This window comes from Burkholderia glumae LMG 2196 = ATCC 33617 (genome assembly GCF_000960995.1).
Classification (GTDB): Bacteria; Pseudomonadota; Gammaproteobacteria; order Burkholderiales; family Burkholderiaceae; genus Burkholderia; species Burkholderia glumae.
This window is the reverse complement of sequence record NZ_CP009432.1, coordinates 31,900-57,347: the sequence shown is the minus strand read 5'-3', so window position 1 is coordinate 57,347 and position 25,448 is coordinate 31,900. Positions and strand designations below refer to the sequence as shown.

Annotated in this window: 31 protein-coding genes; 15 read left to right on the top strand and 16 right to left on the bottom strand. The window is 61.9% G+C overall.

Annotated elements, in window-relative coordinates:
* Window position 1: 1 nt before the first annotated feature.
* Window positions 2-571: a sigma-70 family RNA polymerase sigma factor gene (locus KS03_RS00305; protein WP_012732770.1), complete on the bottom strand. Its 570-nt coding sequence runs from the start codon at window positions 569-571 to the stop codon at window positions 2-4.
* Between the two features lie 377 nt (window positions 572-948).
* On the opposite strand from KS03_RS00305, the gene KS03_RS00300 reads away from it, so the two are divergent.
* The 3 genes from KS03_RS00300 to KS03_RS00290 all read left to right on the top strand — a co-directional run bounded on the left by KS03_RS00300 (window position 949) and on the right by KS03_RS00290 (window position 2,975).
* Window positions 949-1,404 carry a DUF6789 family protein gene (locus tag KS03_RS00300; protein WP_012732771.1) on the top strand — a complete coding sequence of 152 codons (456 nt, stop codon included), beginning with the start codon at window positions 949-951 and terminating at the stop codon, window positions 1,402-1,404.
* A 94-nt stretch (window positions 1,405-1,498) separates the two neighbouring features.
* Window positions 1,499-2,218 (top strand): TVP38/TMEM64 family protein, encoded by a 720-nt coding sequence (locus KS03_RS00295; RefSeq protein ID WP_217908490.1) that lies wholly within the window; start codon window positions 1,499-1,501, stop codon window positions 2,216-2,218.
* A complete protein-coding gene (locus KS03_RS00290; RefSeq protein ID WP_232252303.1) occupies window positions 2,190-2,975 on the top strand; it encodes a hypothetical protein in 786 nt (261 codons plus the stop codon). Before KS03_RS00295 ends, KS03_RS00290 begins: the two co-directional genes overlap by 29 nt.
* A gap of 73 nt (window positions 2,976-3,048) precedes the next feature.
* Here the strand turns inward: KS03_RS00290 and KS03_RS00285 are convergent, their stop codons facing one another.
* The 3 genes from KS03_RS00285 to KS03_RS00275 form a co-directional block, all read right to left on the bottom strand.
* The gene (locus tag KS03_RS00285) at window positions 3,049-3,630 is read right to left on the bottom strand and encodes a carboxymuconolactone decarboxylase family protein (protein WP_012732774.1); all 582 of its coding nucleotides are present in this window, start codon (window positions 3,628-3,630) and stop codon (window positions 3,049-3,051) included.
* A 91-nt stretch (window positions 3,631-3,721) separates the two neighbouring features.
* On the bottom strand, window positions 3,722-4,294 hold the full coding sequence (locus KS03_RS00280; protein WP_012732775.1) for a TetR/AcrR family transcriptional regulator: 573 nt from the start codon (window positions 4,292-4,294) through the stop codon (window positions 3,722-3,724).
* 101 nt (window positions 4,295-4,395) lie between these two features.
* On the bottom strand, window positions 4,396-5,088 hold the full coding sequence (locus KS03_RS00275) for a haloacid dehalogenase type II (protein ID WP_012732776.1): 693 nt from the start codon (window positions 5,086-5,088) through the stop codon (window positions 4,396-4,398).
* A 267-nt stretch (window positions 5,089-5,355) separates the two neighbouring features.
* Between KS03_RS00275 and KS03_RS00270 the strand changes: the two genes are divergently transcribed.
* From KS03_RS00270 to KS03_RS00245, 7 genes are all read left to right on the top strand, one after another.
* Window positions 5,356-5,607, top strand: a complete 252-nt coding sequence (locus KS03_RS00270; protein WP_012732777.1) for a BufA1 family periplasmic bufferin-type metallophore — start codon at window positions 5,356-5,358, stop codon at window positions 5,605-5,607.
* Between the two features lie 7 nt (window positions 5,608-5,614).
* Complete coding sequence (bufB, locus tag KS03_RS00265; RefSeq protein WP_012732778.1) at window positions 5,615-6,517, top strand: MNIO family bufferin maturase; 903 nt, start codon at window positions 5,615-5,617, stop codon at window positions 6,515-6,517.
* A complete protein-coding gene (locus KS03_RS00260) occupies window positions 6,501-7,277 on the top strand; it encodes an HvfC/BufC N-terminal domain-containing protein (protein WP_012732779.1) in 777 nt (258 codons plus the stop codon). Before bufB ends, KS03_RS00260 begins: the two co-directional genes overlap by 17 nt.
* A 26-nt stretch (window positions 7,278-7,303) precedes the next feature.
* Window positions 7,304-7,771 (top strand): DoxX family protein, encoded by a 468-nt coding sequence (locus tag KS03_RS00255; protein WP_012732780.1) that lies wholly within the window; start codon window positions 7,304-7,306, stop codon window positions 7,769-7,771.
* A gap of 1 nt (window position 7,772) precedes the next feature.
* Complete coding sequence (locus KS03_RS00250; RefSeq protein WP_012732781.1) at window positions 7,773-9,983, top strand: FAD-dependent oxidoreductase; 2,211 nt, start codon at window positions 7,773-7,775, stop codon at window positions 9,981-9,983.
* Window positions 9,984-10,057: 74 nt separating this feature from the next.
* Window positions 10,058-10,258 carry a zf-HC2 domain-containing protein gene (locus KS03_RS29115; RefSeq protein ID WP_158335138.1) on the top strand — a complete coding sequence of 67 codons (201 nt, stop codon included), beginning with the start codon at window positions 10,058-10,060 and terminating at the stop codon, window positions 10,256-10,258.
* A gap of 75 nt (window positions 10,259-10,333) precedes the next feature.
* Entirely contained in the window at window positions 10,334-10,693 is a 360-nt protein-coding gene (locus tag KS03_RS00245) for a hypothetical protein (RefSeq protein ID WP_017432758.1), read from the top strand.
* Here the strand turns inward: KS03_RS00245 and KS03_RS00240 are convergent, their stop codons facing one another.
* The 12 genes from KS03_RS00240 to KS03_RS00195 all read right to left on the bottom strand — a co-directional run bounded on the left by KS03_RS00240 (window position 10,694) and on the right by KS03_RS00195 (window position 19,878).
* Window positions 10,694-11,785, bottom strand: coding sequence for an FAD-dependent oxidoreductase (locus tag KS03_RS00240; protein ID WP_012732783.1), 1,092 nt, complete (start codon window positions 11,783-11,785; stop codon window positions 10,694-10,696). It abuts the gene before it with no gap.
* Window positions 11,782-12,438: a TIGR04282 family arsenosugar biosynthesis glycosyltransferase gene (locus tag KS03_RS00235; protein WP_012732784.1), complete on the bottom strand. Its 657-nt coding sequence runs from the start codon at window positions 12,436-12,438 to the stop codon at window positions 11,782-11,784. The genes KS03_RS00240 and KS03_RS00235 overlap by 4 nt, the downstream gene beginning before the upstream one ends.
* Window positions 12,439-12,446: 8 nt before the next feature.
* Window positions 12,447-13,148, bottom strand: a complete 702-nt coding sequence (locus KS03_RS00230; RefSeq protein WP_017432756.1) for a TIGR04283 family arsenosugar biosynthesis glycosyltransferase — start codon at window positions 13,146-13,148, stop codon at window positions 12,447-12,449.
* Window positions 13,149-13,255: 107 nt separating this feature from the next.
* Window positions 13,256-14,137, bottom strand: a complete 882-nt coding sequence (locus KS03_RS00225) for an S-methyl-5'-thioadenosine phosphorylase (protein WP_012732786.1) — start codon at window positions 14,135-14,137, stop codon at window positions 13,256-13,258.
* Window positions 14,134-14,856: a DUF6969 family protein gene (locus tag KS03_RS28885; protein WP_012732787.1), complete on the bottom strand. Its 723-nt coding sequence runs from the start codon at window positions 14,854-14,856 to the stop codon at window positions 14,134-14,136. The genes KS03_RS00225 and KS03_RS28885 overlap by 4 nt, the downstream gene beginning before the upstream one ends.
* 100 nt (window positions 14,857-14,956) lie before the next feature.
* A complete protein-coding gene (locus KS03_RS29110) occupies window positions 14,957-15,226 on the bottom strand; it encodes a hypothetical protein (protein ID WP_012732788.1) in 270 nt (89 codons plus the stop codon).
* 114 nt (window positions 15,227-15,340) lie between these two features.
* Window positions 15,341-16,714 (bottom strand): MFS transporter, encoded by a 1,374-nt coding sequence (locus KS03_RS00215; RefSeq protein ID WP_012732789.1) that lies wholly within the window; start codon window positions 16,712-16,714, stop codon window positions 15,341-15,343.
* A 64-nt stretch (window positions 16,715-16,778) separates the two neighbouring features.
* Window positions 16,779-16,988 (bottom strand): zf-HC2 domain-containing protein, encoded by a 210-nt coding sequence (locus KS03_RS29105; RefSeq protein WP_012732790.1) that lies wholly within the window; start codon window positions 16,986-16,988, stop codon window positions 16,779-16,781.
* The gene (locus KS03_RS00210) at window positions 16,982-17,572 is read right to left on the bottom strand and encodes a sigma-70 family RNA polymerase sigma factor (protein ID WP_035977108.1); all 591 of its coding nucleotides are present in this window, start codon (window positions 17,570-17,572) and stop codon (window positions 16,982-16,984) included. The genes KS03_RS29105 and KS03_RS00210 overlap by 7 nt, the downstream gene beginning before the upstream one ends.
* An 81-nt stretch (window positions 17,573-17,653) precedes the next feature.
* A complete protein-coding gene (locus KS03_RS00205) occupies window positions 17,654-18,382 on the bottom strand; it encodes a cytochrome c biogenesis CcdA family protein (protein WP_035977124.1) in 729 nt (242 codons plus the stop codon).
* Window positions 18,382-18,768: a thioredoxin family protein gene (locus KS03_RS00200; protein ID WP_012732793.1), complete on the bottom strand. Its 387-nt coding sequence runs from the start codon at window positions 18,766-18,768 to the stop codon at window positions 18,382-18,384. Before KS03_RS00200 ends, KS03_RS00205 begins: the two co-directional genes overlap by 1 nt.
* Before the next feature lie 153 nt (window positions 18,769-18,921).
* A complete protein-coding gene (locus KS03_RS00195) occupies window positions 18,922-19,878 on the bottom strand; it encodes a hypothetical protein (RefSeq protein ID WP_012732794.1) in 957 nt (318 codons plus the stop codon).
* A gap of 216 nt (window positions 19,879-20,094) precedes the next feature.
* Here KS03_RS00195 and arsS point away from each other — a divergent pair, with 216 nt between their 5' ends.
* The 5 genes from arsS (at window position 20,095) to KS03_RS00170 (ending at window position 25,408) form a co-directional block, all read left to right on the top strand.
* Window positions 20,095-21,078 (top strand): arsenosugar biosynthesis radical SAM (seleno)protein ArsS, encoded by a 984-nt coding sequence (gene arsS / locus KS03_RS00190; protein WP_012732795.1) that lies wholly within the window; start codon window positions 20,095-20,097, stop codon window positions 21,076-21,078.
* Window positions 21,079-21,089: 11 nt separating this feature from the next.
* A complete protein-coding gene (locus KS03_RS29100; RefSeq protein ID WP_012732796.1) occupies window positions 21,090-22,109 on the top strand; it encodes a hypothetical protein in 1,020 nt (339 codons plus the stop codon).
* Window positions 22,110-22,204: 95 nt separating this feature from the next.
* Entirely contained in the window at window positions 22,205-23,032 is an 828-nt protein-coding gene (locus KS03_RS00180) for a YiiX/YebB-like N1pC/P60 family cysteine hydrolase (protein ID WP_012732797.1), read from the top strand.
* 178 nt (window positions 23,033-23,210) lie between these two features.
* The gene (locus tag KS03_RS00175; RefSeq protein ID WP_102952661.1) at window positions 23,211-24,608 is read left to right on the top strand and encodes a radical SAM protein; all 1,398 of its coding nucleotides are present in this window, start codon (window positions 23,211-23,213) and stop codon (window positions 24,606-24,608) included.
* The gene (locus KS03_RS00170) at window positions 24,605-25,408 is read left to right on the top strand and encodes a DUF547 domain-containing protein (protein ID WP_102952662.1); all 804 of its coding nucleotides are present in this window, start codon (window positions 24,605-24,607) and stop codon (window positions 25,406-25,408) included. The genes KS03_RS00175 and KS03_RS00170 overlap by 4 nt, the downstream gene beginning before the upstream one ends.
* Window positions 25,409-25,448 lie beyond the last annotated feature (40 nt).

Here is a 25,448-nt window from a genome sequence, read left to right as displayed (position 1 = left end):
GTCATTTCCCAACCGGGAGAATCAGGCGCAGCGCCTTGAGCCCGCGGTGCGTCGCCACCTTGAGTGCCGCGATGCTGAGCCCGGTCGCAGCCGCTGCTTGCTTCAGGGACATTTCCCGCAGCTTCAGCAACTCGATCGCCTGTCGCTGTCCGGGCGGCAACTGCGAAATGGCGCGTCTGAGGTCGCTGCTGTCGGCCTGTCGTTCATGCGCGGTATTCGCTGGCTCGATCGAATAGGTTACGTCGGACAGGTCTGTTCCGATTTCGTGGCGGCAAATCCGGGCACGCTTGCGCACGCCGTCGGCGATGCGTCGCTGGAGCAGGGAGAGCAGCCACGGCGTAAATGGGCGAGTGGGGTCGAAGGTGTGCCGGACGGCGTGGAGGGTGAGCAACGTTTCTTGAACGACGTCCTCAATATCCGCCGCGTTGCCTCGTGGCCAGCCCTGTCTGGCCACGCGCCTCAAAAATGGCGAAACCTCGCGCAGCAGCGTCGCATAGCTGATCGGGTCGCCGGCCTGCGCCGCCTTCGTGAGGGCAACCCACCGCGAATCCCGTTGATCGTCCACGTTCATCCCTCCGAGGCGTCCGGCGGTGGAATTACACGCGTCTCCGTATGCTGCGACGCGGCAAGAGCCGGACGACTGCAAAAGTGCGGTCCCGCGGCGCGACGATTCGACGGGCTATTCAACTTTCCGACATGAAGATCGGGGTGAGATCGCTCGTCCCATGCATTGCTTAGACGGCGAAAGCCTCGGGCGTTTACATCCGTTTCCGAACCCACTGCCCGATTGACGAATTTCGATTTCCGCGAAAGCAGGACCCTGGCGCCTGGCACGCATCGTCGGAAGAATCAACGTAAACCGCGACCATGGACGTCGTCTAAACGGGTGTACTGGGCGGCTGTTTTGACGCCTGTCTGTTCGTCACTTCAAACGTGTTGGAGGAAACCATGAGCAATGCAATTCAAAACGAAAAACCCGCCATCGGGCGAGGAATGCTGGCCGGATTCGTGGCAACAGTCGTGCTATCGATCCTGATAATGATGAAACACGCGATGGGCGTGATGCCGGAACTCGACCCGATCGGCATGATTTCGCACATGCTCGGCATGTCCACGCCGGTCGTCGGCTGGGTCATGCATTTCATGATCGGTATTGTGTGGGGTATCGCATTTGCATCGACGAGCCGGATGTTCCCAGGGCCGTTCTGGCTCAAGGGGATGTTGTTTGCCGTCGTACCGTGGCTGGTCATGATGTTCGCCATGATGCCGATGGCGGGCGCCGGATTCTTCGGCCTCGATCTGGGCATGGCGGCTCCCGTCATGACGCTGATGCTGCACCTGGTGTTCGGCGCGGTGCTCGGCGCCGTGTACGGCACGCGCGCTTCGCAGGTCACGCCCGCCTGACCTGAACGTCGAATCGCGACGGGCTGTATCGGAGCATTGCCCCTTAGGCGTGTCGGGCCAGCGCAAGCGTTACAAGCAGAAGTGGGGGCGCGTGATGACCTACGACGCACCACGTCATCGCGTGAGCGTGACGCGGATAGCAATTGCCGTCGCCGGGCTTCTATTGCTCACAGCCGGATGGTGGGCGTGGGGTCAATTTCCGCAATGGTTCGGGATCGACACGGTGCGTCGGGCGGTCGCGGCAATACGGTCGCTCGGCGCGTGGGGCATGTTGCTGTCGATCGCGCTGATGACGGTTCATTCCTTCCTGCCGTTTCCTGCCGAAGTGATTGCGATCGCCAACGGCGTCATCTACGGACCGGTGTGGGGCAGCGTGATCACTTGGGTCGGCGCGATGATCGGTGCGACGAGCGCATTCGGCATCGTCCGCGGGCTCGGACGACCGTTCGTACGCTGGATGCTGCCGGCGCGTCAGCAAGCGCAACTCGCGTCCTGGTCACGACAGCACGCGGGGTTGACCATCCTGCTGGCTCGCCTGCTGCCGGCGATTGCGTTCAATCTGGTCAACTACGCGTCGGCCTTGACCGACGTTTCGCTGTGGACATTCCTCTGGGCCACCGGAATCGGCATTCTTCCGCTCACGATCTGCCTCAACCTGCTGGGCGATCGAATGCTGACGGGCTGGAATGGCCTCGCGTTCGTGGTCGCTACGCTGGCATTGGCTCTCACATGTGTCGCCGTCTATCGTCTTGTTAGACGGCGAGCCGCCGCTGGAATACGAGATCATGGAAATCACCGGTCGCGAAACCAGTGAACTCCATGACATAGGTCAGAGCGTTTTCCCGCGCAGCGGGCCAGCGTATGATTCTTCCGATCGTCGATTACCACACACCATGGGGAAATGCATCATGAAGGAACTGATGAGACGTGCGTCACGAAGCGCGATCGCGCTGGGTCTGCTTGGTCTGGGCAGTGCGATGAGTCTTTCCGTGCATGCGCAGAGCGACGTACTAACTCTTGTGACGCACGCAGATTTCTTTTCCGCCGAAACCCATCAGCCGGTGCCGCTCGACCCGCAAGTCTTCGTCGCGGAGCCGTCGGGTACCTCGGGAATCGGGCCGCAGGGGATCAAGCATGTTGCAGGAATACGCAATGCACACATTTCAGACAACAAGTCCTTGCCAATCGTAAACGCGCTGGATAAACCGCTCGACATGTCATTGGGCACCTGGCTTAGCGCGAGCGGTGACGTCGTCCTCAGCCCCGCGGCAAACGGACACGAAAAGGTCACCGTTGTGCTGTCCCACCTGAAACCCAATGGACACTACAGCTTGTTCGAGAATCACTTCGACCAGAAGCCGGTCGGATTCACGCCGCTGGACGGAACCGGTGAAACCAATAGCTTTGTTGCGGACTCGATTGGTTACGCCGTGGTCACGACCATCGCGCCCGTACCGTTGACGCACGACAATGCGGTACTCGTGGTCTACCATTCCGACGGGCAGACGCACGGACGATTGCGTGGCACTATCGGCGTGGACGCACACCATCAATTGATTGCGCGACCGTAGCATTTCAGCCTGCGGCGGAAGTTCGGCTGCGGCCTCCCGATATAAACGACGGGGCAGGCCGCAGGCCCACGAATCAGCCCTGTGTGGGCGGCGCCCACGCGAAGTCCTGGAACTTCTGATCGACTTCGGTGTGGAATACATGGTTCGAATAATTGCTGAGCGTCTTGACGGCGATCGCCAGAATGATTTCGAGGACCGTGTGCTCCGTATAGCCCGCCGAGACGAATGCGCTCAGTTGTTCCGAGGTCGGGCGGCCGCGCGACATCACCATCAGCCGAGTAAATTCGGCCAACGCAGCCAGTTTCGGATCGTCGATCGGACTATCCGAGCGGATGGCCTGCACGACGTCGACGGGTGTTTTGGAAACAGCCGTCGCAATCATGCTGTGAGCCGCCATACAGTAGGTGCATTCGTTGGCCCGCGAAATCGCAAGAAAGACCGTTTCCTGCTCGGCCGGCGTGAGCGCCGATTCCGTCCGGAACAGCTTATAGCCATGCAGATAGGTATCGAGCACGGCCGGGAAGTTCGCCATGCCGGCATACATGTTGGGAATGAAGCCCACCTGCTGACGCGCAGTGTCGAGTACCTCCTTCGTACGCCCTTGCGCGGTTTCGGCGCTGACTGGGGAAAGGGACAGTCGTGCAGTCTGGTTCATTGCTATACCTCCTTGAAGGAAGATCGCCGTGGAGACGAGTCTTCCGATTGGAATCCATTTTGGACCAATGGTACAAAATGGTCAAAAAAAATCAGATGCGCATGCTGGCAAGAACCGTCTCGATGAACGGTCGCATTTCCTTGCTGGTAAAGCCACTCTGGACCATCACGCGCAGACCGGCGATGCTTGTGACGAGGATGCGCGCATGATCTTTCGCGTCAAGATCTGCGCGAATTTCTCCGGCCTGCTGCGCCGAAGCGATGAGCCCTTCGAAAGCCGCCGCCATGGCGTCGAATCCTGCCCGCGTCGTTTGCGCAACGTGTGCATCGTGCCGGCCGAGTTCGACCGCAGTGTTCACGAGCAGGCAACCTCGCCCGTCGTCGTTGCGCTTCACGATATCAAGTAGCAGCGCGCGCAAGACGTCCACCGCGCTTCGTCCACGCATCGCTTGTTGCAGCGCCGCCGATTTCAGGTCCGTATAACCGACAACCGCTTCCTGCAGAAGTTCGGCCTTGGATCCGAAGGTGTTGTAGAGGGACGACTTGCCGATTCGCATCCTGTCCGCCAGATCATTGGCCGACAGTGCGCCGTATCCGCATTCCCAGAACGCATCGATGGCGCGTGCCAGCGCTTCGCTGCGGTCGAACTCCATGGGTCTTGCCATCGGTATTCCATCCTCCATTTTGGTCCGAGTGTACCAAAATGTCGCGCACCGGGTGCATCTGCCAAGTTGGCCGGTTCATGATACGTCGCTTCGTCGCCGATCTATTCGATGTCGGTAGCAATGATGCGGTCGGCTACCGTAACCAGATCGGGTGCCACGATGTCGGGTTGCTCCCCGACCGGCAGAGGGGCATTGCCCGGCCGCGCGACCAGTGCGGCCGCGTAGCCTGCGGCCATCGCGCCGAGCGTGTCCCAAGTGTGCGCGGCAATCAGCCGGAGCTGCTCCGGCCTGACTGCTAGCTCGTTTGCAACGTGCACGTATACCTCGCGGTCCGGCTTGAACCGCTTGACTTCGTCCACCGAAAACAGCCGTTCGAAATAACGCGTCAGGCCGGCGCTGTCGAGCACGGCCTGCCCGGCATGACTGGTCGAATTGGTCAACGTCACCATCCTGAAGCCCGCGGCGGCCAGTCGGTTCAGTGCCTCCGGCACGTCCCGATGCGGCGGCAGCGTGCGCATCGTCGCGGCGAATTGCTCAACGTCGGCGGGCATGAGGGTCACTTTCCTGATTTCCGCGACCATGCGCAAGACCGCCACTGACAAGGTGCCGAATTCGACATAGCGTCCGCTGAGCGACAAGGCCTCGGAATAGAGAATCAGTTCGGCAAACCACTGACGCATCGTGCCGGCGTCGCCGAACACACGGGCAAAGAACGGGTGAAGCACCTCTATGTCCAGTAAGGTCTCGTTGACATCGAACACGAGGATGCGGCGACGTGACGAACGGGCAGACATGGCAGCCTCCTGCGTCGGTGGGGTCCCGCCATGCGTCACGAGGTCCAGTCGAGGCGCCTCATGGCGGTGATGGTGGGCGGCTGGGCCGGCGGGAAGCACCGGTGGAACAGAAATCATAGCGGCAACTGGAACGCTGCGCCCGGCGCTGCTGACAGGAATGGCTGTAAACGCCCGCGATCGGAGTCGTCTAACCAGTGACCCGACGTGAAAACCGCCGGATCGCCCTTTACCAGCCGCCCTATCGGGGCCCACCAGGAGAATTGCAGCATGGACAACAAGCGACGCATCCTTATTGCCGCCGCCCTTGCAGGCGCCCTCGGCGCAAGCCTTTCCGCAACCGCACAGGCCGACGAAGCCAAACTCAAGTGTTACGGGGTCGCGAAAGCCGGTCAGAACGATTGTGCGAGCAAGACGGGGGCTCATGCATGCGCCGGCCAGTCGAAGAAGGATTACGACCCGCTCGACTTCAAGCTGATGCCGAAGAGCGCGTGCGACAAGCTGGGCGGCAAGGAGGCTTGACGCGATCATGGCAACCGGACGATCAGTGCTCGAGTCGACGCGCAGCCGCGCGGCCAGGGCGGCACGCCCAAATTGCGATCTCGGCGTGGGCATTGGTCTCCGCCATGCGCACTATCGCGATTTCCTCGATCGGAAACAACCGGTGGACTGGGTAGAGGTCCATACGGAAAACTATCTGGGCGACGGCGGTTACGATCTTCACGTGCTTGAGTGCGTGCGGCAGGACTATCCCCTGAGCTTTCATGGGGTCGGCCTCGGTCTGGGTTCAGCGATGCCGGTCGATACCCGACATCTCGACCGGATCGCGGCGCTGGTCAGCCGGTTCCAGCCGGTGCTCGTGTCGGAGCATTTGTGTTGGTCGGCCGTGCCGACGCGGCACGTGAACGATTTGCTGCCGTTGCCGTTCACCCAGGAGGCACTTGGCGTGGTGACGCGCCACGTCGATCAAATGCAGACCGTCCTGAAGCGGACCATTCTGCTCGAGAACATTTCGAGTCATCTGCGTTTCGGGCACGATGAAATGAAGGAAATGGAATTTTTGATGGAAGTCGTCAGGCAAACGGGCTGCGCCGTCCTGCTCGACCTCAACAATCTCTATGTGAACCAGTGCAATCACCGCGAGGACGCGTTGGCGGCGATTGACCGCGTCGCGCCGGATGCAGTGCGGGAAATTCATCTGGCCGGACATCTCGTCACCGAGGATTCGGTGATCGACAACCACGGGAGCCGGGTTTGCTCCGATGTCTGGGCGCTCTACGAACAGGCCCTTGATCGTTTCGGGCCGATTTCGACGCTCGTCGAATGGGATACCGACATTCCGCCGATCGATGTGCTACTGGATGAGGCCGCAACGGCGCGGAGGTTGGCCGCGGCGCGGGCATCGGGGAGGACGGGTGGACAAGCCGCTTAAAGATCTGCAGCGGGAGTTCGTCGAAGCATTGCTACATCCCGACGCCGGGAAACGCATGCTCGGCATGCTGGCCGGGAAAGACACACGCAATTGGAACCGCTTGGCGCTGTATCGCGGGAACCTGACCGGGACGTGGCACCAGGTGTTGGCGTCGGCCTATCCGGTGGTGCACGCGCTCATCGGTGACGCATTCTTTGTTGCGCTGTCGCGCGAATACGGATTGGCCGATCCGGCCAGTTCGGGCGATCTCAATCAGTTCGGTCACCGGATGTCGGAACTTCTGGCGTCGTGGCCGCCGACTGCACCGTACCGCTATCTGGCCGACGTCGCCCGCCTCGAATGGGCCGTGCACCGGGCCTATTTCGCAGCAGAAGCGATGTCGTGGTCAGCCGAACAATGGGCGCGGCTCGCGCCCGATACGCTCGAGTCGGCTTTCCTTTCGCTTGATCCCGCTGTCGAGCTGCTGCATACGTCGACGTCAGCGGCCGATCTCTGGCTTGCCCATCAGGAAGACGGAAACGAGCAGACGGTGCACGACATCGACGCGCCCCAATGGATCGTCGTCTCGCGTCCCCGGTGGCTTCCGGTCGTTCATGCGGTGACGCCGGCGACTTTCGGGATGCTGGCGGCGTTGCGCCGGCACGAATCGCTCGGCGCGGCGCTCGATGTTGCACTTGCCATCGACCGCGACTTCGACTTCGCCACGGCCTGGCGGACCTGGATCGAGCGGAAAATTATCGTCGCCGCGACATTTGAATGAGCAACGAAAAATCTGAGGAGTGGGTGATGAACACAGTGGTCAAGGCCGGTTTCATGGCCGAACGATTCAACGGGAAATTGCAACGTTACGGCGGGGCGCTCGTGAACCTCGGATTGCGATGGTTCGTCGGCTGGCAGTTCTTTAAGTCCGGGCTCCTCAAGATCAGCGACTGGGGCAACACGCTATCGATGTTTCACGACGTTTATCACACGCCGCTGCTTGCGCCGAACGTCGCGGCCGCGCTGGGGGCATTCGGCGAGCTCACGTTTCCGGCACTGCTGTTCGTTGGCTTCCTGTCGCGTCCGGCTGCATTGGGCTTGTTTTTCGTGAATGCGGTCGCTGTCATTTCCTACCCTGATCTGTTCCACTTTGACTGTCCGGCGGCGATTCAGAGTCATCTATATTGGGGCATTTCGCTGCTGGTGCTGCTGGTCTGGGGGCCGGGCGGCTTGTCTCTAGACCACTGGCTAAAGCACAGCCGATCAGGAAAGTGAGATGAGCGCGGCCTCCGCAAATCATGATGAAAGTACGCGGTCCGGCGCCGTGCGGTTCGGCGTCGGCCGCCTCGCCCTGGTCGCGGTCATCGGCGTGACGATCATCGCGTTCTTCAGCCTCGGCGGGCTGCACTACGTGTCGCTTGACTATGCAAAGACTCAACAAGCGGCATTCGTTCGCCTGCGCGACCTGCATCCTCTCGCGACGTCGTTGGCGTTCCTTGCCGGCTACGTGATCGTAGCGGCATTGTCGATCCCAGGTGCGGCGGTGCTGACGCTCGCGGTCGGCGCGCTGTTCGGGGTCGTCTGGGGCAGTGTGCTCGTTTCATTCGCGTCGACGATCGGCGCGACACTGGCGTTTGCCGCTTCCCGCTACGTGTTGCGCAATGCTGTCGCGGCGCGTTTCGCGGACCGGCTGGGACCGATCGACGAGGGTGTACGGCGAGAGGGCTGGATGTACTTGTTGTCGCTGCGTCTGGTTCCAGCCGTGCCTTTCTGGCTGGTCAACTTGATGATGGGCGTCACGGCAATCCCCCTCCGGACGTTCTATTGGGTAAGCCAGCTAGGGATGCTACCGGCCACAATTGTCTACGTGAGCGTTGGCACTCGCTTGCCGGAGGTGACCTCGTTGCGCGGGATTCTGTCGCCGGGGCTGTTGGTCGGACTGGTTGCGCTGGCGGCACTGCCTTATGGAACGAAGGGGCTCCTGCGCGCGCTTCGCACGCGGCGATTGATGGCGCGCTGGCCCAGGCCGAAGCAGTTCGACTATAACGTCGTCGTCATCGGCGCCGGATCGGCCGGCCTCGTCTCGTCGTATGTCGCATCGGTCGTCAAGGCCAGGGTCGCACTCATCGAGCGACATGCTATGGGTGGCGATTGCCTGAATACCGGCTGCGTGCCGTCCAAGGCGCTGCTGCGATCCGCTGGCGTGGCAGCGGAATTGCGGCGAGCAGGCGAATTTGGCATCTCGTGTATGGGCGGTGTCCATGTGGATTTCGGTGCTGTCATGAGGCGCGTCGCTCGGGTGCAGGCGAATGTGGCGCCACATGATTCGATCGAACGTTACACATCGCTGGGCGTTGCCTGCATGGCAGGACGAGCGACGATCACATCGCCTCACACCGTCGAGGTGGCGGCGGACGACGGATCGGTACGCGTTCTGACCACTCGCAGCATCGTGATTGCTGCCGGGTCCCGGCCTGCGATACCGGATATTCCGGGGCTCGAAGCGGTCGGTTACCTGACTTCCGACACCATCTGGTCCCTCGAAACGCTGCCGGCATATCTCGTGGTTCTGGGCGGCGGCCCGATCGGGTGCGAGCTCGCTCAAGGCTTCGCACGGCTCGGCGCACACGTGATTCAGATAGAAAAGGGGCCGAGACTGCTTCCACGAGAAGACGCGGACGCGTCGGCCCACGTCCTGAAGCGCTTTCGCACCGAGGGTATCGATGTCCTGCTCGATGCCGAGGTCGTACGGTGCGAGCGACTCGGTTCTGTGAAAGTTGTGGTGGTCCGTACATCAGACGGCGAGCGCGCCATCCCGTTCGATGCGATCCTCTGCGCGGTCGGGCGCGTGGCCAATACGGAAGGCTATGGCCTGGAATCCCTGGGGATCGGCGTGACGGCTGCAGGGACGATCAAGGTCGATGACCGGTTGCAAACACTTTATCCGAACATCTACGCGTGCGGCGACGTGGTGGGGCCGTACCAGTTCACGCACATGGCAGCCCATCAGGCGTGGTACGCGTCGGTCAATGCGATGTTCGGACGGTGGCACCGGTTCAAGGTGGACTACCGTGTGACGCCGTGGGTCACCTTTACTTCACCTGAGATAGCGCGCGTTGGACTCAACGAGTCGGACGCGGTGTGTCAGGGAATTCCGTACGAGGCCACGACATTTGGCCTGGACGAGCTCGACCGGGCGATCACGGATGGCGGCACTGACGGTTTCGCCAAAGTACTGACGGCACCGGGCAAGGACCGGATCCTGGGCGTCACCATCGTCGGAGAGCATGCGGCGCCGCTGCTTGCCGAGTTCGCCTTGGCGATGCGACACGGCATCGGGTTGAACGGCATCCTGCGAACGATACACGTCTATCCGACGCATTCGGAGGCGGCGAAGTACGTTGCCGGTCGCTGGAAGATGGATCACGCACCGCAAGCATTGTTGCGTCTGTTGGGCCGTTACCAGGCTTGGATGCGGCGGAGCTGAACACAGCTCGCGATCGGATCGTCGGCACCTCAGAGCACGGGGGCATCATGTCGAATGAAATATCGACCTGTCGCGTGATCCATCGCCTGATCGTCGAGCGCCTTGATCGCACGCTGTCCACGGACGAAGCCAGTCATGTCGAGCGACATCTTTCGATGTGCCCGGACTGTTGTGTATTTGATGAGCAGATGTCGGAAATCCGAAAGGCATGTAAAGCCCTCAAGGAAGGAAAGGCCGTTTGGCCTGAACCACTGCGGGACGATGACGCGAAGTAATACGAGTCGAACCGATAGTTGCGGAGTCACCAGACGGATTTCATACGCACGCGTAGGGAATTCACGCAAGCGATCATGACGAGACTGAAATCGTTGGGCATCGACGCGTTTTTGACACTGCAGGCGGTCTCGCTGCTACACGGGTGCATCGTGCTCTTGCGTCACGAACTCGCCGCAGAATGGCTGGGCGTTGTCATCGCGTCGGTGTCCAATCTTTGGTTCTTTTTGCGGTTATTTGCTCGCGGCACCGCGCAAGCATGGTCGCATTTGTGGCTGCCGCTCGTGCCGGTTTCAGTCGGTGCATCGGTCGCGACGTGGGGCACTCTTGGACTTTCTCCGGGCGGCGAATGGCTGCCGTTGTTTTACGGTGTTCTGTCGCTTGCGGGATGCCTCCTGTACGCTGCTGCCCGGCCACATGCGGGCCACTTATTGTGATCAGGGCCGGCAGAAGCGTTGCACGAAGCGGCGATCGATATGCCGCTTCCACCGCCAGACCCATTCACCTTCCCAGGTCCAGCGCCCCCATGTCGCGATCGCATGACGCGGTCCAGTCGACATCAAGTAGAGGGCGCGTCGTTGCGGATGATATTTCCTCAAGGAGTTGCCCATCAGCGCTGCACGCAAATTGTGAGCGAGGATCGGTCCCTGGCGAACCGCGTAGACACCCGAACGCGCGACGCTGTCGTCGAGAAAGCGTGCGCAGTCGCCTGCCGCGAATACGACTGAATTGCCTGTCGAGCGGAGCGAGGCGTCGACTTTTAGATAGCCATCCTGATCGAGCGGCAGGCCGCTGTTGCGCAGCAAACCAGGCGCTTGCGGTCCGGTGGCGAGCACCACGAACATCGCGGCGACATGGCGACCGCTCGATGTTTCGATCGATGTGCCGCCGAATCCGCTGGCATCTTCGTTGATGATTGTCACGCCGCGCGCTTTTAGCGCGTTGGCCAGCCGGGTCTTGAGTCCTGCATGTTGAGTCGGGACGATGCCGTCCCGGCCGGCGAGCAGTGTGACATCGGCCCGATAGCCCGACGCCACGCGCAATGCGCACGCGATCTCGATGCCGGCCATTCCGCCGCCGATCACGGCAACCGGCTGACCGGCATTACTGCGCGCATGCTGCTTGTAATGCTCAACGAAGGGCGGTGCGGGCCGCACCGGCGCGAGGCGATCGGATGCGCATTCGAGCGGACCGACACGAACGTCCGAGCCGATATCGACGGAGAGCAGGTCATAGTCGACGGTCCAGTTGTCTGCAAGCCGCACGCATCGGCTCGCGGTCTCGAGTGCGCATGCGCGTATGCACATAAACTCCGCCTGTGCGGCCTTGGCGAGCCGATCGAGCGAGATTGTGCAGTCCGCCAGCGGATAGTGCCCGGCAATCCAGCCCGGCAGCATGCCGGAGTAAATCTGGTGGCGGTACGGCGAGACGAGTGTGACCCGGACGTCGGGCAATGGCGAGCGAGCCAGCGACTCGAGGACATGCAGATGTGCATGCCCGCCTCCCAGCAGCACGAGATGTCGTGTCATGGCGATCGCGCATCGGGCGGAAGTGCAACCGCTTCGAGACGCGCGAGATCGTCGGGGCGGTCGACGTCCCAGAGCGGCGGCAGTTCGTGCAGCGAAGCGCCGATGCGCAGCAGTCGCTCACGCGTGCGCGACATGACCAAATCGGTACTCCAGGGCATGTCGTCGAACAGGGCATCCAGTACGACGTCGCGTCTCGCAGGCTCGCTCGTTGCCGCGCCGATCAGCACATATCCGCCGTCTTCGGCCGGTATGGCCGCGACCTCGGAACCTCCGAGCAGCGCATTGAAGATCCGTTCGAAATGCGCCGGCGTGAGCAGCGGGCAATCGGTCCCGATGATCGCCACCGCGGTGGCATGCGGCAGCAGCACCCGCATCGCATGCTTCATGCGCGCGCCGAGGTCGGGGCCTTCCTGGCGGAGCAATCCGATGCCGAAATCGTGGTTAGCATCGAGCAGCGCGGGATGGGCAAGCTGGCCGGCAATCCATAATGAGCGCGCGTACCTCGTGCGGCACACCACACTCAGCGTATGTCGCAGTAGCCGATGATGCAGCGATGCCGCATCGTCGGCACCAATCGCCGGGATCAGGCGGGTCTTGACCGCGCCTGGAATCGGCGGCTTGGAGAAAACGGCGACATGACACGATGCAGACATGGCACCTCTCATGGTTTGCGGTGTTGATCGATGCGCGTCGGTGACGATCGCCCCGACTCGGACCGGTACCATCCGGCCAGTGTATCGGGTGCCGCGCCAAGCGCATACGCGAGCCGCAACCACCACATCAGCAGTATGGTGCGGATCACGCCGTGCGCCTCCCAGCGCCTGCCTGACGTTGTTACACAGGCACGCAGACAGATCGGTCGTGCATGGCGACGCAGGCGCTGGCTGAACGCGATGTCCTCCATGATCGGAATCATCGGGAATCCACGTTCCGTCACGAAGGTGTCGCGCAGGCAGAAGATCGCCTGATCGCCGGTCGCGATGCCCGTCAGGCGCGAGCGAATTGACATCATGCGGGCGACGACTCGCAACAGCGGCGCGGCGCCGTCGATCCGTACGTCGAAGCGCCCCCACGCTTGTGCCGGCGCATCCTGCAGCGCTGCGCGGATCAGCAGGTCGGCGGACGCAGGCAGGGCTGTGTCTGCGTGCAGGAAGAGCAGGATGGTCCCGCATGCGAGCCGCGCACCGGCATTCATTTGCGATGCGCGCCCGCGCGGCGCGCGCACGACGACGTCGCACAGCGGACGGGCCAGCGTGACGGTGTCGTCGGTGCTGCCGCCGTCGACGACGACGACTTGCGCTCCGCGCGTACGCAGCGGCACCAGGCGGTGCAGGCAGGCGCCGATCGTCGTGGCTTCGTTCATCACCGGAATGATGATTGACAGTCCCGGGACGCGCGAAGGGGCCGGACCGCCGCGAGCAGCCGCGGTATCGCTAGGATGTTCCGTAGCCACCAGTATCACCCTGTGTTTCAATCGGCAACGTATTTGCCGATGATCGCGGACAGACGCTCGCGAGCCGCCGGGCCGATCGCCGACGCGGGCGTGACCAACGCCGTGCGCAGCGCGTCGTGCGCGGCCGACAACGGCGGGGCGTCCGCAATCAACGCAATCGCGCGGGCGAGAATGCGCTTTGCGTTGGCTGCGTTGTGTTGCAGGTTCGCGATGGCCATTTCGACGGTGACGCTTTCGTGTGACGGATGCCAACAATCGTAGTCCGTGACGAGTGCAAGCGTCGCGTAGGCAATTTCCGCCTCGCGCGCGAGCTTGGCTTCCGGCAGGTTCGTCATGCCGACGACCGACGCATTCCATTGCCGATATAGCGTCGATTCCGCGAGCGTAGAAAACGCCGGCCCTTCGATGCAGACGTAGGCGCCGCCGACATGGGCGGTCACGTCGGGCGCCGCGTGCCGAGCCGCGTCCGCCAGCACGCCGCTCAAAGCGGGACAGACGGGCGTGGCGAACGGGACATGTGCGATGACGCCGCCCCCAAAGAATGTGGCATCGCGCTGGTAAGTGCGATCGATGAACTGGTCGGGCAAGACGATGTCGCGGGGACGAAGCACCTCCTGCAGGGATCCGACCGCCGACACCGACAGCAGATAGCGCACGCCGAGCTGCTTGAGTGCATAGATGTTGGCCCGATACGGGACTTCGGATGGCAGGAGGGTATGGTGGCGGCCGTGCCGTGCGACGAACGCCACACGTGTGCTGTCGAGCCAGCCCGTCACGATGCGATCGGACGGCGCGCCGAAAGGCGTGACGACGTCGATTTCGCGAACGTCAGTAAGACCGTCCATCTGATAGAGCCCGCTGCCGCCGATGATGCCGACGGTGAAGTCATTGGCGTTCATGTTCTCTCCTGGTGTTCAACACGGGCATCACGCAACGCGGCATCAACGTCGTCGGAAAACGAGAGTGTCTTCAACGACAGCACTTCGAGCGTCCGATCGTCGGTTATCCGGTAGCCGGCGCCGTGTGTATCGATCGCCTGCTGGATCGTTGCGTCGCGATCCCGAATCAGCTTACGTATCGCTTCGTCGTACAGCGAAAAAAGGGACGTCACCCACAAGGAAACCAGTGAAGGTCCGGCACCGTCGGCGCGGAAGGCCGTCGAAAGCGTGTCGAGAGTGGCGCTGCTGCACCAGCGGTCGCCGGTGACCCATTGGTTTACGGTGAAGATTCCGGTTGGCAGACCGAGCGCATCGACAGAGATCGCGATCAGATGCACGGAATCCGGATCCTGGGCGATCGGGTTCGTCGTGCCGGACGGCGGGACCGGTAGATCCTCGACCGGGCGGGCGCGGCAATCCAGGCGAGCGAAGGTATGGAAATGTCCATTCTCGGTCGCGCCCGGTCGGTCGTCAGCGCTATGCGCGTGGTAGAAATATTGGAAACCATCTGCGCTAATGACTTCGGAAGATGGATATTTGCGCCAGCACTCGAACGGCTGCTCGCCAATCACGTGCTGCAGCAGGTTCTCGTTGCGTTTTGCCAGCGTCTCATAACAGCGTACGAGCGCCAAGGCTGCTTGCCGGCGCCTGTTGGTCGAACCGGGGCGTTTGACGTTCACGGGTATTGCCTCGCTTGCGGCAGTGACATGTCCAGATGACTGCACCATCGTATGGCGGGGCGGCGCAATGCAATACCGCCCCGAGCCATGTCGCTAACGGTTATTGTGCCGCGCACTTGGGCGCGCACTTGGGCGCGCATTTCGGCGCACATTTGGATGCGCACTTGGCGGCAACATGCTGGACATGCTTTTTCGCGTGCCGCTTGGCGTGCTGCTTGGCACCGCATTTTGCCCCGCATTTCGAGGCACATTTCGGTCCGCACTGCGCCATCGGCGCGCTTGCCGCGGTGGTTTGCGCCGCAGCGGGAAATGCGACGGTGGCGGCGGTCAGCGCAGCGATCGAAAGGGCGACCATCGACGACTTCTTCATGTTGCTCTCCTGGACTTGTCGAGTTGTTCGGGAACGACTCCCGCTCTTTAGTCGTGATGGAGCGCCACCTTTTACAACTTTTTTGGCACCCGAACAGCAGTCAGTGCCGCGTGTTCAGTTCACCATCGCTTCGAGCGCAGTTCCCTTGCCTTCGACACCGCGGAAGTACCACGGCACCATCGCGACGGCGCCGATCAGCCAGAACGCCGCGAGGACGACTAGCGCGGGAATCATGCCGGCCGTTTCGGCGACATGCGTGAGCAGCAGCGGTGCGGCGAATGCGCCGATCCGACCGACCGCGACCGAGATGCCTATCCCCGTAGAGCGAAGATGCGTCGGGAAGATTTCGGAAAAGGTCGGGTACGCGGAGATCCAGCTTCCGGTCGCAAACAGGTTCGCGACCGTGAAGGCCGCCAGCACCCAGCGCCAGTCATGCGTGGCCGTTGCCGCGGCCATCAACAGCACGCCGACCGCCGCCAGCAAATACGCGACGGGCACGGTCAATTTGCGGCCGGCGCTGTCGAGCAGCACGGCGACAACGAGGCCGCCGACGAGCGCGCCGACATTGCCGATCAGATAGAACCAGGGAACGAACGTGGCCTCCACGTGAACCGCGGGCAGGATGAACAGCGCGAGGAACGCGAACAGTCCGTAATAGCCGGCGGCCTCGGAAAAATCCAGCGCACATCCGAGTGCGACGCGCCCCGGATGTCGCCGGATCAACTCGCACGATTGCGACCAGAAATTCCGCCGCACGACGGGTCCGGATGAGACATCGTGCGCCCCGGTTGAGCGCGGCCGTGAGAATTGCCCTTGCTCGATGTCGTCGATAATCGCTGATGCAGCACCTGTCTCGCCGTGCGCGCTCAACCAGCGCGGCGACTCGGGAATGTAGCGGCGCGCGAACGCGGCCGCGACGGCCACAACGGCGCCGAAGCCGAATGCCGCCCGCCATCCGACGTCGGCAGGAAGCCGATTGATGAGCAACAGCGTCACGAGCGCCGCGAGTATCGCGCCGACCGACCAGAAGTTCATCACGGTCGCGTTCGTCTTGCCCCGGTGTCGCGCCGGAATGAATTCGCTGATGGCGGCATTGATTGCCGCATACTCGGCGCCAACGCCGATCGCGGTAACGAAGCGAAGTACCATCAACGACGTGTAATCCCATGCGAACGCGGTGAGAAACGTGAACGTGCCGTATAACAACAGCGTGATCAGGAAGAGCCGCTTGCGCCCGTAACGGTCGGCCAGGTAGCCGAAGCCGTAGGCGCCCGCCATGATTCCGACGAACCAGATGCTGAGAATCCAGGACGCTTGCGCGTTGCTCAAGTGCCAGAGCGTCTTGAAGACGGAGATCACGTTGTTGACGATCGTCACTTCGAACGCATCGAGCAGCCAGCCGATGCCAAGCGCGATCGTGATCGCGGTATGGACGCGGTTCCACTGAACCTCATCGAGGCGTCGAAGGGAAAGAATGCGTGAGTTCATGCCGATACTCCCGGATGAGCGCGTCAGCGCTTGCTGTTTGCTCGTGAATAGGGGATGGACGTCGTCAGTGCCCGTCTTTCGGCGATGGGTCAGGCGAAGTGGCGGGTGTGGCCGCCGATCGGCACGCACGCCGCAGAAACGCCACGTTGCTCCGATAGTTTCGGCACGCACTGCACATCAGGATATGCAGGCGCATGTCGAGCGATTCCCGAAGGTTGAGACCGTCGTCGGCCTCCTTGGAAATCAGTTCGGTCGTTTCCTTGCAGGTCAGCATTTTCGATCGCCTCGCTCATTGAACCACCGGGTCTGAAGGCACACGCGCAATGCCATTCGCGCCCGGTGAAGTATCACGCCGCAATTCGACTTGCTGATGGCCAGCTCGGCGGCGACTTCCTCCGGCTCCAGTTCCAGGAACTCCCGCATCATGAATACCCGCGCGGTTGACGGCGGCAGCCTGTCGAGGCAGGTCTGGAACACCGTCCAGAACTGCTGCTGCTCCAGTGTGGCCTCGGGATCGCCCCAGAATGCGGGCCGTTCGTCAATCTGCCAGCGGTCGCGCTCGTCGAACAACACATCGAAACTGTCAGCCGGCAGCTCGTCGATCTCTTGCACCGCGACGTAGCGCTTGCGCGTGCGCATGATGTCGATGATCTTGTTTCGGAGGATCGCGAACACCCAGGTGCTCAACTGAGCATGTCCACGAAAGTCTGCCATCTTGCTCATCGCCGCGAGCATCGCGTCCTGGACGGCATCCTCCGCGGCGGCATCGTCGCGCAACTGCAGTCGAGCGAATCGCAGCAAGTGATTACGCAACTGGGCCAACTCGGCGCGCGAAATGTTTGCGTTGACATCATTCATCGCGACTTCGTCCCGACCGGATGGAACGGGATACATCGTCTGTCCTCGCGAGTCGTCCGCCGCTTCATGTCGATTTCCTTGTTAGAGTGAAGTGGTCAACTGGACCAGCCAGTCGGGGCTGTGCAACAGCAGGACAGCTTGCAGCGTCTTGTCCGCACCGGACAGGACGAGCGCACCCACGACGACGAACAGTCCGCCGAGCACGCTGCGCCCAATCCGGCCAAAGCGCCCCAGGCTCCCGCGCAGCTTCGCGAGCGTCACCCGCGACATCGCACCGAGTACGAGCAGCGGCAACACGGCGCCCATTCCGAACACTGCCATCAACGCAGCAATGTGTGCAAGATCCTGTCCTTGCGACGCGAGCGTGGACGCGGCGCCCAAGGTCGGCCCGACGCACGGGCTCCAGACGATGCCGAGCAGCAGTCCGATCGCGAACTGCCCAGCAAGGCCGTCGCCCCGGATGCCAGCGAGCAGGCGCTGGGCTGCGCCACCGACCGGCGAAAGGGCGCGCGCGAACCGGTGTTGCAGCGCCCCGAAAGCCATCGCGAGCCCGAAAACCACCATCAATACCGCGGCCACTGCCCGGAAGGTGTCGCCCGTCAGTCCAGCCGCCGCGCCGACGGTGGCCACGAACAGGCCGACCGCCGCGAACGACGCACCCAGGCCAGCGGCGAGCGCGAGGTTGCCAAAGCGATGCGCGGACAGCGCGGACGCCGCGAGGACGGGGAGCAGGGGCAATGCGCATGGGGACAGTGTGGAGAGCGTGCCGGCTGCGAATCCAACGCCGTACGTGGCGGGGCCGAACGCGATCACAGCGCCTTCTCCCATGTTGCGCGGATGGCCTGCTCGTTCGTTTCGCCGGTCGAGCGTGTAACCTCCCGGCCGCCGCGGAACACCACGAACGTCGACTGTTGTGCGACGCGCAGTGTCTTTTCGAGAGCCACTTCCTTGTCGAAGTCGGCGACGAAAACCGTCACGTCCTTCATTGCGGGGGACTCGGACAGTTTATCGACGGACGGTTGCTGCGCGCGGCATGTCGGACACCAACTGGCGTGGAACCAGACCACGACCGGCTTGCCTTGAGCCAGTGCTGTCTCGAAGCGACCCTTGTCGTAAGGCTGTGCCGCGGCGAATGCAGACGCCGACGCGCCAATAAAGGTCAGCAAAAAGAGCCCTTTCAGCAGTATTTTGAGCACGGTACTTTTCCTCGCTTACGGTTTGACATCCGTGATGCCCCCATTAGACGGGATCGCTCGACGAGGTTTACAACTTCGGTCGTGCCGAACGGTGCCGCGACAGCACACACGACCGGACAGTCAACGCGAGCACGTCGTCGCCTGGCGATACTTCTAATCGAAACTTGCCATATCGGAGCGAGCCAACAGCACCGGCCGCATGAGCAAAAAGGCGCCGGTGAGCGTGAACGTGCCGATGGCGACAGCGATGACGAATGTCTGATCCGTATGGGGAATGACCTGTGGAAGCAGGCCGATGGCAAGCGCGGGCGGCATATGCAGGCCAAATGTGCGAAGCGCGGCAATACCCGCCAGCAGCGCCACGATCACCGATAACGGCCCGACACCGAATACCGAAACTGCCAAGACGCCGACGGCAGCGGTGATCGAGCAGGCCAGAGGCAAAAAGAACGGGCGTCGAGCCCATGGGCAGACATCCGCATGCGCAAACATCTCGAACGCGATCACGACAAGCGGTGGAAACAGGATGAGCCGCAGCCCCGTGACAGCGCCGATGCCGTAGGTCAGCAGAAGAAATCCGACGAAAACCGGAACCCATACGTAGCGCTGGGGTGTACTTTCCAATTCGTCGTCGATCGCATCGTCGATGACGCGGGGCGCTGAACGAAGCCTGGCGGCGACTATGTGCCGGTATGTGACGGACAGCGCCCCGAGCAAGACGGTGACAGCTGCAATCGACACGGGATACCACCAACTGGTGACACCCAGCGCCAGGGGCAGGAATCCGGCGGAGATGGCCGGCGCGACCGGCGAGCGCAGGATGCGGATCACGAGCATCGCGCTTGCGATGCACAGCGCTACGGGTACCGGGCCATAGGGCAAGCTGTGCGCGACGGCCGTGCCGATGAGTGCGGCGATGGTCGGTGTGACAGCCAGCATCACGGGCGCTCGCGCCCAGACGCCGGCCGGGCGGGTGAAGACATCGTAGGCCAGTGCTCCGAGCTCGGGAAAGAGCACGTAGATGGCGCCAGTGACGAGCGCTGCCTTGGCAATGCCGGCGAGGAAGACGAGCGAAAGGAACTCGCCCAGAACGAGAAATCCGGAAGTCATTGCGCCATCAGGAAGTTGATAGAGAGTAGCAGTCGATCCGCTCAATGCGCCCCCGTGCACAGTTTGCTGACACGGGCATATGGAACGTATGACGAGCGATTGGCAGCTTCTTTACTAACTTTTGGTTATATGCGGCACCCTTCACGCCACTATCGTGTAAACGGAACGTCGCTGGCGCGTCGAATCAACAAGCTGATCTCCCGCAGGGAATTCATCATGCACGACACGTTTCCGTTATTGCGCGACACTGATTTTCCGCGTATCCATCGCCGCTCCCTCGATTGCCTTCAGGTCAATCTGGGGTACCGTTGCAATCAGTCGTGCGTCCATTGCCATGTGGCCGCGGGGCCGACACGAACCGAGCAGATGAGTCGCGCGGTCATTGACGACGTCCTCAGGGTCCTCGCGAAACACCAAATTGGCACCCTCGACCTCACCGGCGGCGCACCGGAGTTGAATCCCCATTTCCGCTCCCTTGTTGCCGAGGCGCGAGCACTCGACGTGCATGTCGTCGACCGCTGCAATCTCACCATCCTCGAGGAGCCTGGGCAGGAGACGCTTGCCGGCTTCCTGGCCCATCACGCCGTCGAGATCGTGGCATCACTCCCGTGCTACTCGGCAGAGAACGTGGATCGGCAGCGCGGCGACGGCGTGTTCGAATCGAGCATTCGCGCGCTGGTGCGCTTGAATGCGCTCGGGTATGGCGATGAAAGCGAAGGGCACCTCGCGCTCAGTCTCGTCTACAACCCGCAGGGCCCGGTTCTGCCGCTGGCGCAACAGGCACTCGAAGCGGACTACCGCCGGATCCTGGGCGAGCGGTTCGGCATCCGGTTCACCCATCTGTTGACGCTCGCGAACATGCCGATCCAGCGTTTTGGCAGCACATTGGTCTCGAAGGGTACGTTTGCCGCGTACATGAAATTGCTCAAGGACAACTACGTCTCGGCCAATCTCGGCAACGTCATGTGCCGCAGTCTGATCAGCGCCGATTGGCAGGGCAACCTGTACGACTGCGATTTCAACCAAATGCTCGGCATGCCGATTGTGCATCGGGAGGGCCGACCCGCACGGGTGACCGATCTGCTGGAAGACAATTTCGTCGGCTCGACAATTCGCGTCGCGGATCACTGCTTCGGATGTACGGCGGGGCAGGGCAGCAGTTGCTCTGGCGCATTGCATCCGTCGCCAGCCGTTGCATGACGCTATCGGCAATGGACGATTCCGACGATCGCGGCAGCCCGGGAAGATCGTGTCCTCCCGATTATCGCTACGACACTGCAACGTTCGCCCGACCGGTCGATCTGGAAGCGTCGACGCTTTATGTCGTCGGGGGGCTGTACGGCAATCGTCCCGCACTGGATGCGATCGAACTGATGGCGAGCCTCGAGGGAGCCGTGCTGGTCTTCAATGGCGACTTCCACTGGTTCGACCGGAATAGCGCCATATTTTCCCAAGTCGATTCGCGCGTTCGCCGCCATCATGCGCTGCGCGGCAACGTGGAGACCGAATTGAGCCGCATGCGCGGTCTGGATGCGGGGTGTGGATGCGCTTACCCGCCAGAGGTCGCGCAACAGACGGTGGACCGGTCCAACGCCATATTGCGCGAGCTTCGTCGTGCAGCTGCCAAAAGCGGTCGGCAGGCGGCTTTGGCCGCCTTGCCGATGACGCTTGTTGCCCAGGTCGGCCGTCTGCGTGTCGGCATCGTGCATGGCGACTGCGAGTCGCTTGCCGGATGGCGTTTTTCGGCTGATGCGCTGGATCGACCCGATACGCCCGCGTGGCTCGAGCAGGTACGCAGGCAATCGCGTATAGATTTGTTCGCTTCGTCTCACACCTGTCTGCCCGGCATGCGTTCGTTCGATTTGCCATCAGGGCCGCTCGTCGTTGCGAACAACGGGGCAGCGGGGATGCCGAATTTCGCGCGAACGACGTACGGAGTCGTGACACGGATCGGGATAAAGCCTTCGCACCGATGTCCGCTGCATCGGATCAGATTGCGCGGCGCATACATCGAAGCCATCGCGTTGGACTTCGACTATCTGCACTGGCACTGGGAGTTCCTCTCGCAATGGCCGAGCGGTTCCGATGCGTGGCTGTCGTACGGGGCGCGGATCGTCGACGGGCCGGATTACTTGCCGGCGCAAGCGTATCCAGGAACCGGATCCCTCGTCATGCCGTGTAAACGTGGCAGTCCGGACTCGACTAATGGTCGAGAGGGCCGCTGCGTTTGACGAAAAGCGGCGACTGGCGCGCGGACAGCGCGGCAGAATCGGGATTGCAACGATGCGCAGTTCGTCCGGCGACAGGGTCGCGACGGGGAGGGGCCATGGATTTCTTCTGTTCCGCGATCGGACGACGGCTCGCGCGATATCTGTCCGCGCCGGTGAAAACGAACGGCATCGCACCGGCGACCCATCCGGACGCGCTGCTTGAGCACCTTGTTGCGGGCGACGTGCTGCTGGTCGAGGGCAATTCGCGCATCAGCGGTGCGATTCGATACCTGACGCAATCGACTTGGTCGCATGCCGCGCTGTATGTCGGCGATCATGTTTCCGGGAAAACCAATGCGTTCATCGAAGCCGACATGATCGACGGCGTGCGAATCGCGGAAGTCAACCAGTTCGCCGGCTACAACACGCGCATTTGCCGGCCGATCGGCCTGTCCGAGCGGGACACCGGGCGTGTGTGCGAATTCGCGATCGCACGGGTCGGGCAGCAGTACGACCTGCGCAACATCATCGATCTCGCGCGCTACCTGCTGCCGGCGCCGCCGGTTCCTCAAAAATTTCGGCGACGCATGCTCGAGTTGGGGAGCGGAAGTCCGACGCGGGCGATCTGTTCGACGCTGATCGCACTCGCCTTTCAGTCGATCGGCTATCCGATACTGCCCGGCATGCGCCGGGAAAGCGCGGGCATCCAGGGTTGCGAGTCGTGTTTCAACGAAATCCTGCGCGTGCGGCATCATAGCCTTTTCGTGCCGCGCGACTTCGATCTATCCCCATTCTTCTCGATTATCAAGCCAGCCATCGAGGGGCACTTCGATTACACGCACCTATTCTGGGAGGACAGTCCGGAAAAACTCATTCCCATCGTCGAGCAAGGAGATTGTGGGCCGGGTCCGCGCTGCCGGGATCAAGCCGTGCGAGACGGATAGGTGTCTCGACAAATGGCTGTAACGGCGAGGGGCATCGTCCGTCTAATCGCTGGGATGGCGATCAGACACATCCTCCGACCATGCATTCGCGTTTCGGCATGGGCGTTTGCCCGCTTTGGGCGTGCCGTGCTCAAAGCGGGCTCTTTCTGAAAACCCTCAAAGTCTGTTCGAAGGTGCGATGACCATGCCTTATCTGTCGAGTGACGAAGTGGGCGCCCATTGCATCGAGCGTTGGCCGAGCTCGCCGGCTGACGCGTTCGACCGCGCGCGAACGACGCTTCACACTCTGGGGTTCGCGGACGCCAGCCAGCAGATGGGGCAGCGTTGGCCGATCGGCTGCATCGCACTCGAAATTACGCAGCGCTGCAATCTCGACTGCACGCTGTGCTACCTGTCGGAAAACGCCGAAGCGGTCAAGGACATTCCGCTGGACGAACTGTTTGCCCGCATCGACACCATCTTCGCGTCATACGGTCCGAATACCGACGTGCAAGTCACCGGAGGCGAGCCAACCCTGCGCGACCGGGGGGAACTGCTTGCGATCGTGCGCCGAATCCGGGCGCGTAGAATGCGCGCCACCTTGATGACCAACGGCATTCGCGTGACCCGCGCACTGTTGACGCAATTGGCCGATGCCGGTCTAGCGGATGTTGCCTTTCACGTCGATACGACCCAGTTGAGACGCGGTTACACGACCGAAGCGACTTTGAACGCATTGCGCGAGCGTTACCTGAACATGGCGACAGGATTGCCGTTGTCCGTGATGTTTAACACGACCGTCCACGACGGAAATTTCGACGAGATCCCATCCGTCGTGTCGTTTTTCCGCTCGCGCGCGAACGACATTCGTACCGTATCGTTCCAGTTACAGGCAGACATTGGCCGAGGGATACTGCGTGCGCGTGGCCCTACGATCACGCCGGACACGGTGGCCGCGCAAATCGAGAAGGGGGCGGGTACGACGATTACCTTTTCCGCGTCACTGATCGGGCACCCGTCCTGCAACCGCTACGCAATGAGCATTGCCGCCAACGGAAATTTGCACGATGGCTTCGACGATCCGTCATTCGTGGCTGCGATGCAGTCCGCGACGGCCGCGGTCGTGTTCGACCGAACGCGCCCTGCGGCAACCGCGTGTGGTCTGATTGCCTGGTTCGCCGGTCATCCCGCGTTGTGGCTGCGGGCGTTGTCGTGGACCGCGAGAAAAGTCTGGGCCATGCGAAAGGATATTTTTGCAAGCGGCGCTCGCGTGCACACGCTGTCCTTCATCATTCACAACTTCATGGACACCGCCCGGCTGGAAGAAGATCGGATCCGCGCGTGCGCGTTCAAGGTCGCCACAAGCGAAGGCCCGGTTTCGATGTGCCTTCACAACGCCAGACGCGATGCATTTGTTCTGAAGCCGATCCGGATCTATCGTGCGGGATCGCCCGTGTACTGGAATCCGGCGACCGGGAAGGAGGACGTTGAATTCAACGGGCCGGTCAAAACCGGTCAGGCCGTTGACGTTCCGAAAAGGCACCGGAAAGGGCGCTCGAACGAGCATGCGGTGAATAGAGCGTGTGCCACGACATGAAGCATCCCCTCGTGCCGCTTCGAATGCCAATGACCCGACGTCGCCTGCTCGCCACACTTTGCGCTATCCCGGTATGGAGCTGGGCGGCAGACGGCTCGCAGCACGGCGCAGGGGCTGCACATTGGGCACGGGTGCTCCAGAAATTTGTGAACGATCGCGGACAGGTCGATTTCTGCAGCCTCTCCGCGGACATGGTCGATCTGAACGCTTATGTTGGCTATATCGCAAGCGAGAGTCCGCGCAGTGCGCCTGCCGAATTTCCGAGCCGAAATGATGCCTTGGCCTACTACATCAACACCTACAATGCACTCTCCATGCTCAATGTCATTACATCGGGGATCCCGAAGGAACTCGGACTTCTGACGCGCGTGTGGTTCTTCGGCTTGCGGCGTTTCAAGATCGGCGGAGAGTCGATGTCGCTTTACACCTACGAAAACAGCGTGATTCGCACGATGGGCGATGAGCGCGTTCACTTTGCGCTGAATTGCATGTCGGCGGGTTGCCCGCGCCTGCCGCGGCAGCCATTCACAGGTCCGGAGCTGGACCGGCAGCTCGATGGTGCGGCCCGGTATTTCTTTGGCGAGACGCGAAATTTGCAGATCGACCTCGCGCGCCGCACGATCCGCGTGTCATCAATTCTGAAGTTCTACATGGACGATTTCCTGAAGCGAGGGACGACACTGATTGCATATATCAACCGATATGCGCCTGTGAAGGTGCCCGTGGATTCTCAAATCGAATTCATCCCATACGACTGGACGATCTACGCGCAGGATCGCCGCTGTCACGGTGACGCCTGAGTTGCGTCAGCCTAACGTTGGCGGGCGTCGGGATTAACCC

Coding starts and splice junctions, on each gene's coding strand:
- KS03_RS00305 (WP_012732770.1), bottom strand. CDS start 571: ATGAACGTGGACGATCAACGGGATTCGCGGTGGGTTGCCCTCACGAAG.
- KS03_RS00300 (WP_012732771.1), top strand. CDS start 949: ATGAGCAATGCAATTCAAAACGAAAAACCCGCCATCGGGCGAGGAATG.
- KS03_RS00295 (WP_217908490.1), top strand. CDS start 1,499: ATGACCTACGACGCACCACGTCATCGCGTGAGCGTGACGCGGATAGCA.
- KS03_RS00290 (WP_232252303.1), top strand. CDS start 2,190: ATGGAAATCACCGGTCGCGAAACCAGTGAACTCCATGACATAGGTCAG.
- KS03_RS00285 (WP_012732774.1), bottom strand. CDS start 3,630: ATGAACCAGACTGCACGACTGTCCCTTTCCCCAGTCAGCGCCGAAACC.
- KS03_RS00280 (WP_012732775.1), bottom strand. CDS start 4,294: ATGGCAAGACCCATGGAGTTCGACCGCAGCGAAGCGCTGGCACGCGCC.
- KS03_RS00275 (WP_012732776.1), bottom strand. CDS start 5,088: ATGTCTGCCCGTTCGTCACGTCGCCGCATCCTCGTGTTCGATGTCAAC.
- KS03_RS00270 (WP_012732777.1), top strand. CDS start 5,356: ATGGACAACAAGCGACGCATCCTTATTGCCGCCGCCCTTGCAGGCGCC.
- bufB (WP_012732778.1), top strand. CDS start 5,615: ATGGCAACCGGACGATCAGTGCTCGAGTCGACGCGCAGCCGCGCGGCC.
- KS03_RS00255 (WP_012732780.1), top strand. CDS start 7,304: ATGAACACAGTGGTCAAGGCCGGTTTCATGGCCGAACGATTCAACGGG.
- KS03_RS00250 (WP_012732781.1), top strand. CDS start 7,773: ATGAGCGCGGCCTCCGCAAATCATGATGAAAGTACGCGGTCCGGCGCC.
- KS03_RS00245 (WP_017432758.1), top strand. CDS start 10,334: ATGACGAGACTGAAATCGTTGGGCATCGACGCGTTTTTGACACTGCAG.
- KS03_RS00240 (WP_012732783.1), bottom strand. CDS start 11,785: ATGACACGACATCTCGTGCTGCTGGGAGGCGGGCATGCACATCTGCAT.
- KS03_RS00235 (WP_012732784.1), bottom strand. CDS start 12,438: ATGTCTGCATCGTGTCATGTCGCCGTTTTCTCCAAGCCGCCGATTCCA.
- KS03_RS00230 (WP_017432756.1), bottom strand. CDS start 13,148: ATGAACGAAGCCACGACGATCGGCGCCTGCCTGCACCGCCTGGTGCCG.
- KS03_RS00225 (WP_012732786.1), bottom strand. CDS start 14,137: ATGAACGCCAATGACTTCACCGTCGGCATCATCGGCGGCAGCGGGCTC.
- KS03_RS29110 (WP_012732788.1), bottom strand. CDS start 15,226: ATGAAGAAGTCGTCGATGGTCGCCCTTTCGATCGCTGCGCTGACCGCC.
- KS03_RS00215 (WP_012732789.1), bottom strand. CDS start 16,714: ATGAACTCACGCATTCTTTCCCTTCGACGCCTCGATGAGGTTCAGTGG.
- KS03_RS29105 (WP_012732790.1), bottom strand. CDS start 16,988: ATGCTGACCTGCAAGGAAACGACCGAACTGATTTCCAAGGAGGCCGAC.
- KS03_RS00210 (WP_035977108.1), bottom strand. CDS start 17,572: ATGAATGATGTCAACGCAAACATTTCGCGCGCCGAGTTGGCCCAGTTG.
- KS03_RS00195 (WP_012732794.1), bottom strand. CDS start 19,878: ATGACTTCCGGATTTCTCGTTCTGGGCGAGTTCCTTTCGCTCGTCTTC.
- arsS (WP_012732795.1), top strand. CDS start 20,095: ATGCACGACACGTTTCCGTTATTGCGCGACACTGATTTTCCGCGTATC.
- KS03_RS29100 (WP_012732796.1), top strand. CDS start 21,090: ATGGACGATTCCGACGATCGCGGCAGCCCGGGAAGATCGTGTCCTCCC.
- KS03_RS00180 (WP_012732797.1), top strand. CDS start 22,205: ATGGATTTCTTCTGTTCCGCGATCGGACGACGGCTCGCGCGATATCTG.
- KS03_RS00175 (WP_102952661.1), top strand. CDS start 23,211: ATGACCATGCCTTATCTGTCGAGTGACGAAGTGGGCGCCCATTGCATC.
- KS03_RS00170 (WP_102952662.1), top strand. CDS start 24,605: ATGAAGCATCCCCTCGTGCCGCTTCGAATGCCAATGACCCGACGTCGC.